Source organism: Lysinibacillus zambalensis, from assembly GCF_040183165.1.
Taxonomy (GTDB): Bacteria; Bacillota; Bacilli; order Bacillales_A; family Planococcaceae; genus Lysinibacillus; species Lysinibacillus zambalensis.
Map to the genome: position 1 here is coordinate 134,542 of NZ_JBEGDG010000011.1, position 11,654 is coordinate 146,195.

12 protein-coding genes are annotated in these 11,654 nt (G+C 34.1%); all 12 read right to left on the bottom strand.

What is annotated here, in order from left to right:
• Nucleotides 1-2,013: 2,013 nt before the first annotated feature.
• A complete protein-coding gene (locus ABNX05_RS15710) occupies nucleotides 2,014-2,622 on the bottom strand; it encodes a hypothetical protein (protein WP_349660578.1) in 609 nt (202 codons plus the stop codon).
• A gap of 11 nt (nucleotides 2,623-2,633) precedes the next feature.
• Nucleotides 2,634-2,966 (bottom strand): hypothetical protein, encoded by a 333-nt coding sequence (locus ABNX05_RS15715; protein WP_349660579.1) that lies wholly within the window; start codon nucleotides 2,964-2,966, stop codon nucleotides 2,634-2,636.
• 235 nt (nucleotides 2,967-3,201) lie between these two features.
• Entirely contained in the window at nucleotides 3,202-3,609 is a 408-nt protein-coding gene (locus ABNX05_RS15720; RefSeq protein WP_349660580.1) for a phage holin family protein, read from the bottom strand.
• A 180-nt stretch (nucleotides 3,610-3,789) separates the two neighbouring features.
• Complete coding sequence (locus ABNX05_RS15725; protein WP_349660581.1) at nucleotides 3,790-5,133, bottom strand: phage portal protein; 1,344 nt, start codon at nucleotides 5,131-5,133, stop codon at nucleotides 3,790-3,792.
• Nucleotides 5,134-5,278: 145 nt separating this feature from the next.
• Nucleotides 5,279-6,868, bottom strand: a complete 1,590-nt coding sequence (locus ABNX05_RS15730; protein WP_349660582.1) for a terminase large subunit domain-containing protein — start codon at nucleotides 6,866-6,868, stop codon at nucleotides 5,279-5,281.
• A 3-nt stretch (nucleotides 6,869-6,871) separates the two neighbouring features.
• On the bottom strand, nucleotides 6,872-7,261 hold the full coding sequence (locus ABNX05_RS15735; RefSeq protein ID WP_349660583.1) for a hypothetical protein: 390 nt from the start codon (nucleotides 7,259-7,261) through the stop codon (nucleotides 6,872-6,874).
• Between the two features lie 18 nt (nucleotides 7,262-7,279).
• Nucleotides 7,280-8,269: a hypothetical protein gene (locus ABNX05_RS15740; RefSeq protein WP_349660584.1), complete on the bottom strand. Its 990-nt coding sequence runs from the start codon at nucleotides 8,267-8,269 to the stop codon at nucleotides 7,280-7,282.
• Between the two features lie 57 nt (nucleotides 8,270-8,326).
• A complete protein-coding gene (locus ABNX05_RS15745) occupies nucleotides 8,327-8,515 on the bottom strand; it encodes a DUF5659 domain-containing protein (RefSeq protein ID WP_349660585.1) in 189 nt (62 codons plus the stop codon).
• Nucleotides 8,516-8,546: 31 nt separating this feature from the next.
• A complete protein-coding gene (locus ABNX05_RS15750; protein ID WP_079561788.1) occupies nucleotides 8,547-8,717 on the bottom strand; it encodes a helix-turn-helix domain-containing protein in 171 nt (56 codons plus the stop codon).
• Nucleotides 8,718-8,800: 83 nt separating this feature from the next.
• On the bottom strand, nucleotides 8,801-9,667 hold the full coding sequence (locus ABNX05_RS15755; RefSeq protein WP_349660586.1) for an SU10 major capsid protein: 867 nt from the start codon (nucleotides 9,665-9,667) through the stop codon (nucleotides 8,801-8,803).
• A gap of 30 nt (nucleotides 9,668-9,697) precedes the next feature.
• Nucleotides 9,698-10,111 (bottom strand): hypothetical protein, encoded by a 414-nt coding sequence (locus ABNX05_RS15760; protein WP_349660587.1) that lies wholly within the window; start codon nucleotides 10,109-10,111, stop codon nucleotides 9,698-9,700.
• 443 nt (nucleotides 10,112-10,554) lie between these two features.
• Entirely contained in the window at nucleotides 10,555-11,472 is a 918-nt protein-coding gene (locus ABNX05_RS15765; protein WP_349660588.1) for a hypothetical protein, read from the bottom strand.
• Between the last annotated feature and the right edge of the window lie 182 nt (nucleotides 11,473-11,654).

Here is an 11,654-nt window from a genome sequence, read left to right on the forward strand (position 1 = left end):
GAAGCGTAGCTACATTTATTCTTCTTGTAGTGATGGTAACCGAATGTTTATCAAATTTTATGAGCTCCAATATCATCACGTCCTAGTACCTCTGCAGCCTTTCTTGAAGGGTTCTATATGCTTGAGTTGTTGGAATATGGCTGTTACTACGAGTTGCAAACAGAAAATCATCATTGTGCAAATTCATTGTTTTTACAGCTAGTCCTTTTTGCCGCACAATCAAGCATAAAACGATCTATTTCAATGGCGAAATCAGTTATAAAAAAACACCTCCATGAACGGGAATTTCCCATAAATGAATGTGTTTCATAGTTTAATTCAATTAATTACATTAGTTATATGAACTCGTCGGTATAAATTCAATGAATTCTCTCTAAATAAGTCCAGTAATCCCTTGTGGCTCTAACTTAGCTCGCCATCATATCAATTCGAATCTTGTCAGCGATCATGGCAATGAATTCGTTATTTGTCTAAATTGAAGATTGAGATGTTTATATATCAATATTTTCAAACACTTTATTTAACTAAAGCATATATTTATCGGTCAATATTTGTAAATTTATTGGTAGTTAAATTTACTTTCTTCTATTATATTGTTAGATTTGTGAAATCGCTAAAAAAAGAAGGGTATTTCCACTCTTTTTAAAGTTTATTTATTAAGATACCCGTGATTTCCCAACACATAAATGACATACAAAATGATAATAATTTCTTTTATAGTTTTAACGTTTGGAACGATTATTTCATGTATCGCATTATTACCAAACCCTTTAACCTTCTGAAGTATTAATTCTTGTGGAAATAATATATTACCACTCTCGTACAATCCGAAAACTCGTCCACCTAAGGATCTTGGTTTGAGAATTTTGTTCTTTCTTCATCATATAAATAACCTTTATTAATTTTTAATTGCGAACAAATTCCCTCTATTAAAGTTCTTAATCCAGAAGTACACAAAATTAAATGTTTATTATTCAACAATCTGTTCATTCAAATGAATTATAATCTCAGGAGCATGTTTGAAATATTTTATTTCTATTTGATGTAAGCCTCTTGTTTTGGTTTTTCTGGGTAAACTGTAAATTCATCTATCCACTCTCTTTGTCCATCAATATATCTCCATGTATCTTCATCACCATACCCGACTACAAATGCTAATTTATTACATCCTGCACATTTGATTATATAATATTCAGTATGCCATATTCATCACTTGCATTTGCAGATTCACTATTATGTAGTAATAATTTCATGATTCCTTTTTCTCATACAACCAGAACAAAAAACTTGTTCATTCAAATCTTTCATATCACACACACCTATGTATTGCCCTGTATCACAACCCTATTTTACATTGAATTCGTGTATTAGTGCCATCAAATTAAAAAGACATGAACACATTATATGTAAAAAAAGACTACAGCAAATACTGTAGTCCTTCCGCTATCTTACATAGTAGTTTTTTCAATTATATGCCTACAAAGGGAAGGAATTGAAACGTTGGATATACATAAATATTACCATTAATATAAATAAAGAACAGAACAAGAAAGAATGTTACAGTGATTAATAACCCTCAAAAGCTTTCACAATAGCCATATTCCCTTGTCCTTGTTCTAACTATACTAGGAATCCTTGCCGCAATTTTCATATCAACATTTCCATCTAATAATGCTTGATATACGTTGTCAAATGAATCTCTATCAAATAAAAATACCACGAATCAAAATATCCACCATCACAGGTGTTAATTGACCACAAAAGAATGTTCCTTCATTTCTATATCCATGCAACTATAACCAATGTGTGCCAAAATAGCTATTAAAAATTTAGATCTCAACATAAAACTTCCTAATATACAGTATATTAGTGAAATTAACCATATTACATCAACCAGTATTTTCTTATATTCATTCTATAACAATAGTACTGTATAGTTACTAATTATAGGATTATGTGCGTGTGAAAATTGATATGGTATTAGTAGAAGAAACTCGATTGGGGTATCATTATCTAATCATCAAGCAATGGAAGTAACACATCTTCTGACTGCACCTTTAGTTCTATCAGTCCAACCTTCACAATCTCAGCATTAATCACTTTGTACGGTCGCCCATGAATAACTATTGTACTATTCACTTGGAAGCCTTCTCGATTTTTAGCGTTATCCTGGACATTGATAACAAGTGTCTTAGTAGCCGTTACAATAGAATCCTCATCAACTGTCATTTCCTTATAGCAAATCACAGCAGGTTCGGAACGGTCTACAACAGTTTCCGTTTTGTAGATTGGTCTACCCATAGCGTCAGTTCCTACCTTGATTTTTACTGTAGTAGTTGGCTCAATGATATAGTTGCAATATTCCACTAAGGCTTTATATTTGAACCCTCTATGAGCAACTATATCACCTGTCACAAGGTAGTAACTACCGTTAATAGTAAAGTAATCGCCACGCTTAAACTCACTTAAGGAATGGAAGTGAAATGTACTGTTAGTAGACAGAGTAGTATTTGTCAACAAGCCCTCTACGGTACTTGGTGTAGCAGTCAACTCATTCTTCATGTAAGGTTGAACAAGTTCTAAGAATGTGTCTGTGAGCCTCTGTGCGTCAAATAATTTCATCTTGCCACCACCTAGACATATAGCATGAACACATCTGTGTTACTATTTTCAGTTCTCATGGCTCTTACCTTAAAAGTTAATTGGTCAATACGCTTCATTAGGTTCTCGTGGAACTCACTGACTGTCATATCATCAATTTTAACGGCTTTCATCAGTGTTGGATTGTTAGCTACTGATTCAAGCATACTGAGAGCAGTAGAATAGATTGCCTTCTTGTCTGTCATAGACTGTGGATTGTACTCTGAATGAGCATCAAGACCGTTTTCAGCAAGATACACCATCAACTCATTCTGTTCAAGGTCAATACCTTTTGTTTCCAACTGTAAGCGCTGTAAATTATTCATTTTTAGTAATCACTCCAATTAATTTATTTTGCATAATATTCAATTTTAACTGCCGACAACCTTAGTTAGGTAAACTAAAAGTAGTCACCAACAACTGATATAACAAAATTCTTTAAGTTCGGCAGAAATACCTCTTTTATAAATTTTCTATACATTGTTGATATATCAAGGTTTCTTCCTCCAAAATATCAATAGACTATTGAAAATACAGCATAAAAAACGGCGATATTATACATTAATATTTTTGTTGATTTTCCTCATTTGCTAACTGTAGTAGACGTTCCTTTAACCCTTTAGGCAATGGCACACCAATCCTAGCTAAGTTTTCAGTGATAGACAACCCTTCCATTCCGATATAGAAGTATATAGCCATTGTTCTAAAGACAGGAATACCTGACGCTGTCAGGACGTCTAATAGATTCGCCAAAACTATCACAATCATAATAGTGGCTTTCTTTAAGAATCCGACAAAAGCAATCTTTGAGGATAGACGCTTTTGTACAAGTGACACAATTACACCTGTAACAATATCAATAACCATAAAAACTACAAGTACAGTCAATGATACATGCCACCCACCAATAAGGAAGGATAATGATGTTCCCGTTAATGCTAGGATAGTGAATAAACTCATTTTCTCCATTGTTCATTCACCTCCAATACAACTGTTGTAACAGGCGTGAAAAATTGGACATAATCACTCCAACCCTCTACACCCGAAAAAACACTAATTTTCACCAAAATAAAAATGCCTATACATAACGAAAATCTTTATGATTTCTATTAAATATAGACACCTATTTTATTCTGATTTTATCCATCTCTATGATACCTTTTCAGCAAGGTTACTAGAGCCACCAAGATTCTTGTGTTCTATTTGTTCAAATGGTTTCACATCTTGTATACGATTCATTTCAAGCGTAACATCATTCACATACGGCGACTGCTCAAGGATTGTTTCTGTGCTTAAAGCCCCCATTGCATGTTGCTTACTCATATTGTCAATAATCTCAGCGTGGTTAGATGGTGTGTTGTATTGAAAGTTAAATTCAAGCGTCATAAAATCTTCTTCTGAAATATGAACCCCTTTGTATCTCATCAGCTCACAGACCTTTTCCCAACGCTCATAAAAACCTTGCTTCAAGTATGTTTCATTTAATCCTGCTTTCGTATCTGCCAATGAGAACAGCAACTTAATACTAACCTCCGATAGATTGCTTACATCAGTTTTGTTCATGGATACAGCAGGCGTTGAACTTACATCTAATAAAGCCTGTTGTAGCGTCTTGTAGACTAATTCAAAGGACTTTGAATCTAATTGGTTAGATACCATTTTGAAGTCAGAACCATCATCTAGGTTTAAGCCTCCACCAACAATATCAGTAGGTAATGAGTCTTTGAGTTGCTGACCAACTGCAACAGGGATAGGATTCATAAACTTATACATGCTGTCAACATACTTAGATAATACATCTTCCATGTTATCCAATATCCCCATATAATCATCTAACTCTGAGCGACCTTCTGTATCACTAAATTCATTGTCAGTTTTATATAGGACAGGTAAGCCACTTAGATTAGCATACTGAGCAACTAGCTTTAATTCCCCACCTTCATTTGACCATTCTTGGACTAACTTCTCAGTATAAATTGTGTAATAAGCAATACCATCAAAGACATAATGCTCAACGAAGGCAATCATTTCCCCATGATGATTGAACACAGGTGTTCCATCCTCCGCATCAATAATTTTTGAATCAATTCTCCCTTTAGCATTAAAGAAAAGATATTCAGCTACCTGACCAAACTTGATTAATTTGTTTAGGATCATAACATTCTTATCATCAAAGCGACCTAGCTTATTTACCTTCAAAAATTGCTCAACCATTTTCTCTACTCCAATGATATTGACACTGTTCTTCAACAGGTATTGCGTTTGGAAGTTCAAAATAGTCTTAGCCAACTGAATCACAATCTTGCGTGGCTCAATGAACTGACCATTGTACTTAAATGAATCACGCTGTAGTATCTTGTGTTGACCATCTAAATACTTTTTCTTACTAAACACATCTTGCAAACGCTCTTGGTTGTCATAAGAGTTTATTTCCTCTAAGAACCAAGTGGGATTACCCTTGTGCTTTACTTGTAAATATCTATCTAAATTCATCTTCTTATTCCCTTTCTTATTCAAAATAAACCTTACCCTAAATGAGTATGGCTAAAAACTACTATCACTCGTAGCAACCTTGCATGTGATATATTGATTCCATACTGTCACAATACTTTTTAAATACTTCCATTCTGCGATTCTCCTATACATACCATTTATTTATCTTCATGCCTTGAATAGCCAATGCTGTTGAAATAACACTATCATCATGGTGCAATTCACTATTCCCTCGCTTATTTCCTAAGCGACCATTTGTTTCAACAAACATCTGCATTTGCTGTAAGGTAGTCTTACATTCGATATTGATAAGTCCAAGCTCAAATTGCTCTTTCATATCACTTATCATTATCGCCTTTGTTTTCTCAGAAGTGATAAAGCCTATTTGCAACTTCTTCTTTCCTCGGTCATCAAAGGTTTTCATCTTATACATATTGAGATAGCCACGCTCTTTGCGTAAGCGTTCAATAACCGGTAAACCATATGAATTGCGTTCCACTGTCAAAAAAGCATAATTATAAAAAATCCCCAAGTCATAGATGATCTGAGCAAATTCATAGACTGGAATTTTATTATGGTAGAAACTTATGACTTGTTGCCCTTCTGAATCAAATGCAGTAATTGTTGAGTAATCATTACCTGAGCCACTCGCTGTATCGACACCAAAATAATACTTCATATTGCGTTTAGGAAACTCGAAAAGGTCTAAGCCCTTACCAATATATTTTCGAACGCTCTCAGGTACTTCTGACAGCATCTCATTTTTAGGTAACGGCTCAATTGTATATGAAAGCCTAGTTAAAACCTTATGTTGATCAAATACACTTCTACCTGTAGAAATAAAGGATTCAAAGGGATTTGAGGGGTACTCTTGCATAAACTGCTGTTCGTTTTCCATGTCCTGAACCTTCCATCTTCTCCACATTAATTGCCTTAAAGTTGCACCTTCTCTATAGAGAGCTACTTCATCTTCTTCTAAATCATCAGAAGCAAATCGCTTGCCACCTTTGGTTGCTTTATACCAACGCTCCGCTTCATCATAGTCATGGGCAAACTGCTTTTTATATAGTTTGTGGTAAAAAGGAATGAAATAAGGCACATACTTAGACTTCCCTTTGAGGGCTTGCATATACAGGCGGTAGAAATGGTTGCTTGTACCATTGGAGGTTGTTTCAATTGTTAATGTACTCTCAGCCCCTTTTGCAAGGGATTGTTCAACCGAGAGTAATTGTGTTTCTTGTGACGCATAGAAGGCAAACTCAGATAAATGAACATAGGTATATGTTGAACCACGCCCAATATCTTTGTTCCCTGCTGTAACACTTGATATTCTTGAACCATTAGTGAACAAAAGCTCGCTTCTGTTATCCCTGCGAACCTTTGGGAATATATTAGGGAATTTTTCTCTTGGGACAGCGTCATTCATTTGCTTCAACTTTTCAAAAAGCGCTTTTGCTGAATCACCCTTATAACTAACAATCAAGATGTTTTCGTTAGGCTTAGTTAATGCTCGCCATAATGCCCTAGCAAGCACAAATGTTGAAATACCTGCTTGCCTTGCTTTACCAATCACAACAAAGCGATTCTCTAGCATTAGATTTTCAATTTCTTGCTGTGCTTCATTGATTTCAAATTTAATGACCTGATTTTCGTTGTCTGTAATAAAAATAAAATTCTTAGCAAAAAGTGGGAACTCACTAAGAACTTTTTCAAGTTTATTTGATTTAGTTGCCATGTGCTACATCACCAATTCATCATAAGCATTGCTTTCTTGTGGCTCATAGACCTGTGTAACCTTAAACTCTTTATTAAATGCTCTGACCTGCTTTTGAAGGTCTAATAAAAGCTTAATAGCCTTTTCATCCCCCTCAATTGCCCTTTCTGCTGTGACTTGATAAATTTGCTCTAAATCATTCGCCATGCGTGATTCAAGATACAAATTAGTCAACATCAAATACTCAGAAGATTTCTCCCACTTCTTCATGTGGTTCAATGTTTTCACATCTAACTTTAGACACAATGCTTCTTCTGAAAGTTCTTCTGTTCGATTAACATATAGGTCAAACTTCCATTTGAAGTATTCCCTTTTCTTGTATGGAACAGCTTCAAGTGCTTTGTAAATATCCATAAATATCAATCCTCTCTTTTAGTGATATTCAGAGTTCATTTCATCCCTGTTTTTGATGTAAAGTCTTGCATTTTCAATGTGTCTATCAACAATTTTAAACTCATTACCATACTCATCTATTAAATAGTCTTGTTTTTTCAGTTTCTTAATGCGGTTTTCCCCCGCTCTCAAGACTCTTTTCTCAATATCAGTTAAACCTACTTCTCTTTCTTGTTTTCGCAGGTCTAAAACAGCAACATAATCCTGTTCAAAAGGGAATACATCTTCACCATTTTCATCTCTAAATTTGTTGAATCGCTGCTCTGTTTCCTTTAACTGTTCTACAGTGGAATGCTCTAGGTCTGTTTCTACTTCAACTACTTTTTCAACATACTTTTTCTTAAATGAATGATGTGTAATTTCATCATTTTCAAAAGGTGTTGTTCTGTATTGGTTTGTGTTTTGCTTACCTGTATCGTTGTAATCTCCAATATTTTTGTGAATTAAACCTGCCTCAATTGTTTTATTTACTGCTTGGATTGCTGTTGACTCTGAACAATTTAAAATTATCGCCCAACGTGATTTAGAACAAGTAAATATACCACTTTCACTGTTAGACCATCTATAGGTTGCAAGATATACATACAATTGGCGAATGTCTGTAAGCTCATTGAACACATCAAATTTAAGTTGTGTATGGCTTATATCTTCAAATTCCACTAATTCAGCAATAAGAATATCATTAGCATTAAACTCATCTACAAGCTCACCATCAATACTAGTAAATCTAATAACCTTTTTATCTCTCAAAGAAATAAGAGTATCTTTGATTGCTTTAACAGCTCGCTTTTTGTTGCTTGCAAGGTCAATTTGTCCTTTGGCATGAAGCAATGAAACCGAAATATAAATATCTTCTCTAAAGTCCCTGCTTATTGACAACAACGAATAGACATATAGTTCCTGCGGTGTTAGGTGAAACTCATTTCCATCTGAAATAAGTTGATTGTTAATCATTATAAATTCCATCATGAAAAACTCCTGTGTGATTGTATTTTTGTTATAAAAAAGAAGTCACCTTCTTGGTAACTACCTAGTTAATTTCTTATATTTATCTAACGCTCGCTGTAGTTCATCAGTTTTGTGATAGACTGTATAAATCGCATTATCCTTAATGCTTCTAGCTTTTATGATGTATGAAATTCCTTCTTCTTTCAAATAGATTGATAGTTTCTTTGTAAAGCAAAAGAAGAAGTCTTTTTCAGTTAAGTTTGTCATGTTATAAACCCCTATCTGCCCATTTGAACACTTAGTTTTTCAGAATAAACTCTTTATATTTCTGTACTTTATTTGCTTCCATAGCTACTTTGTTATTCTCATATTTTGAGAGCAAAGCTATCGAGCAACCAATGTGCCTAGCAATATCAGTTAGCCTAATTTGCTTCTGTCTGCGCATTAAGAACAGCTCTATTTGTGTCATGGTCTTACTTCCTTTCTTCTAGTTAAAAATTTTCATGAAATGAATTGAAAAAGACACTCCCATTTCTGAGAGTGTCTAAGGGATTATTTACCCTGTGTTAATACTGCAACTGCTTTCTTTGAACCAACCTTTAAAGTTGCTTCTGCAATTACTTGACCTTTCACTGAATCACCTGTTTTTGCAAGTGGTTCAAAGTGTGGTTCACGCAAATATGCTAAATCCACATAAGCATCATTGAAGAACACAACTTTGTCAGCAGGAACATGTTTTGATAACACAAATTTTACTGAACCATAATTAGTGTTGATTTCATCTACTAGTAAGCCAAATGATGTTGTCACATGGTTGTATGAGTAGTTATCCTTATAGATAGCGTCAATATTTTCTTTAATATCAGCATTGACAAAGGCATATACTTGACCTTCTGCTAAATCCTGATTCCAAAGATTACGCATAACTTGCTTAATTGCATTTTCATCAATCGGAGCTGTTACAGCATTAGAAGCATCAGCCATTTCAATTAGACCTGATAATTGGCGTTTAAACGGTGTTTTTGAACCATCCGTTCTAAGACCATTGATAAATTTCTTTTCCATGTTAACTTTTAACTCTAGTAAACGGTCAGCGACTTCCTCTGAGAACTGAGTTGACTGCATAGCTTCTGCTGTACCTGATACCTGAACACCCTTCTTGAAAATCTCAAGGATATTACTTAGCTCTGCTCTAGCAGATTCATAGAATACTGTTGTATCTGCTCCTTCAACTGCTGAAATATCTTCATCATTAGATAGTGAGTTTTCTCGCCAAGTGTACACAGTGCTAAGTGCCTTTTCAATATTGCCTTTAGCCATAAGTAATGATGTAAATGGCGTTGCTTGAACCCCAATTACTGCAATCTCATTTGCTAATGAAATGCGTTCTGATTCTGTAAATGATTGTGATGTAAACATTATTAAATTCCTTCTTCCTGTTAATTTGTTTTACTTAAATAATTTTTCGAACTTACTAGCAATCATACCTTTAGCGTCATCATTTTGCTTATGGGCTGTATAATCATCTTGCTTAGCAACTTCTTTAGGCTTAAAGCCCATTTCAAGTTTTACTTCATTTATTAACTCTGCTAGTGCGTCAACTTTTTCTATTGGTGTTTTAGTAAGACTAAACTTCTCTACGAATTCCTTTGCAAAACCAAACCCTCGTTCTTCAAGCTGTAACTGTAATCTTAGATTTTCTAATTCAATTTTTTCTTGTTCCAAACGCTCGGTTTCTTTTTGTAGCTCTAGTTTTTCATGTTCAAACGAATTTACACTTTGTTCCTGTTCAGTTACTTCAACTTCCTCAATAACCTCAATAGAATTCATTTCAATTGCTTCTGCTGTTTGTAAATTTCCCATTAATAATTCTCCTTCTGATTTGGTATTTTCCATATTTCTACAAACTAAAAAAGCCAATAGGCAACTACTCATGGCTTAATTGTCCATCTCTCCATATAAGTCCATAAAACGTCATATAGAGCGTTCTGAGTAAACCACTCATTAAATATCAAGAATTACCCATTGACGCTCACTAGACTTCACAGGTGGTGTTCCAAGCTATCATTCACTCAATAGATGTTATGAACATGCTCAGTTAAAGATTTGAATAATGACTAATAAAAAAAGGACTACAATTAGTAGCCCTCAAACAATAGCCCTGATTTCGTTCAACAGTTACCATTTTTTGATTACATTATTGAAATTATGATAAATCTTTATTAAAACCTCAACAAATTCAAGAGGAAAATCACCCTCTCACTATGAACAGTTTGTACGCAAAAAGTGTGACTTTCGAGTTCAGGTCATCTCCAAGAGTCATACTTATCTTGCACACGCTTCAATCTTTTTTTGAAGTTGCTTTCTTCCAGCACCATCAATCTAGCAAAGTGGCGTTTGTTAAAGTCGATAATTTCCCCATTTTGGTTAAATGTAAATACATCTGTCTGCTTGCTATCCAAAGCCCGTTGCAAGTGATCTAGCAACCCATTTGTAAATTCCTTTTGTCTTTCCGACAAATTTAAGAAATCAAACTTAAATATCTTACGAAAATTTGTTTGATTTTTGAGTAACTTCATATCATTTTGATTGATAAAATAACGCTCTCCATCAATGTTAAACTCTCTAGTACCTGTTGCTTTGGCAATCTCACGATAGATTTTTTTGTTAATACCATGATTGATATACTTTACAATCTCTTTGTAAGTTTTCGTTGTATCGACCTTTGGGATAATTTCATTTAGCACCTTTTTTAAAGGCTCAACTGTCTCAGCAATCTTTTCAGCTTTTTCTTTTTTGACATACGGTAATACCCTTAATATATCATTAAAGCACTCATAAAACTCTTCATGTTCTACTTGCTTCAACACTTTATCAGGTATCTTATCAAAATCATCAACGTAATAATACTCGCCAATCTGTGACAAATAGTAATAAATATAGTCTGCGGCTTTCATGTCATCATGCGCTCTCTCAATATTTGACAGATACTTTTTGTATACATACTTTGCGTATCGTTGTTGTAGCGAATTGATATAGATTGCTATATAATCCTCTGCAACCTCTGCCTTTGCTTTTCGTTTCGGCTCCATGTAACTGTACATATGCTTTGTCACCAAATGAAAGGACAACTCATATTCAACCTTTGCTCCCATGCTTATCAACTCTGTTGTTAAGTCATATTTGCCTAATTTGTGTTGATCTATTTTTTGTTTAAAATCCATTAAATATACTCCTTTTATTTTTTCATAAATTATAATTCTCTAGTTCTCGTTCTCATTATATATTGTTATATTATTTACCAACGCTTTTTCTGAAAATAATTATCGAAATATATTATTACAAAAAATATTAGCAATACTTTTCACGAATAAAAAGACCCCTACAAAAATAGGTGCTTGCACTA

Excerpts from the sequence above, each read along its gene's own strand:
- ABNX05_RS15710 (WP_349660578.1), bottom strand. The coding sequence starts at position 2,622 with ATGAAATTATTTGACGCACAGAGGCTCACAGACACATTCTTAGAACTT.
- ABNX05_RS15715 (WP_349660579.1), bottom strand. The coding sequence starts at position 2,966 with ATGAATAATTTACAGCGCTTACAGTTGGAAACAAAAGGTATTGACCTT.
- ABNX05_RS15720 (WP_349660580.1), bottom strand. The coding sequence starts at position 3,609 with ATGGAGAAAATGAGTTTATTCACTATCCTAGCATTAACGGGAACATCA.
- ABNX05_RS15725 (WP_349660581.1), bottom strand. The coding sequence starts at position 5,133 with ATGAATTTAGATAGATATTTACAAGTAAAGCACAAGGGTAATCCCACT.
- ABNX05_RS15730 (WP_349660582.1), bottom strand. The coding sequence starts at position 6,868 with ATGGCAACTAAATCAAATAAACTTGAAAAAGTTCTTAGTGAGTTCCCA.
- ABNX05_RS15735 (WP_349660583.1), bottom strand. The coding sequence starts at position 7,261 with ATGGATATTTACAAAGCACTTGAAGCTGTTCCATACAAGAAAAGGGAA.
- ABNX05_RS15740 (WP_349660584.1), bottom strand. The coding sequence starts at position 8,269 with ATGATGGAATTTATAATGATTAACAATCAACTTATTTCAGATGGAAAT.
- ABNX05_RS15745 (WP_349660585.1), bottom strand. The coding sequence starts at position 8,515 with ATGACAAACTTAACTGAAAAAGACTTCTTCTTTTGCTTTACAAAGAAA.
- ABNX05_RS15750 (WP_079561788.1), bottom strand. The coding sequence starts at position 8,717 with ATGACACAAATAGAGCTGTTCTTAATGCGCAGACAGAAGCAAATTAGG.
- ABNX05_RS15755 (WP_349660586.1), bottom strand. The coding sequence starts at position 9,667 with ATGTTTACATCACAATCATTTACAGAATCAGAACGCATTTCATTAGCA.
- ABNX05_RS15760 (WP_349660587.1), bottom strand. The coding sequence starts at position 10,111 with ATGGGAAATTTACAAACAGCAGAAGCAATTGAAATGAATTCTATTGAG.
- ABNX05_RS15765 (WP_349660588.1), bottom strand. The coding sequence starts at position 11,472 with ATGGATTTTAAACAAAAAATAGATCAACACAAATTAGGCAAATATGAC.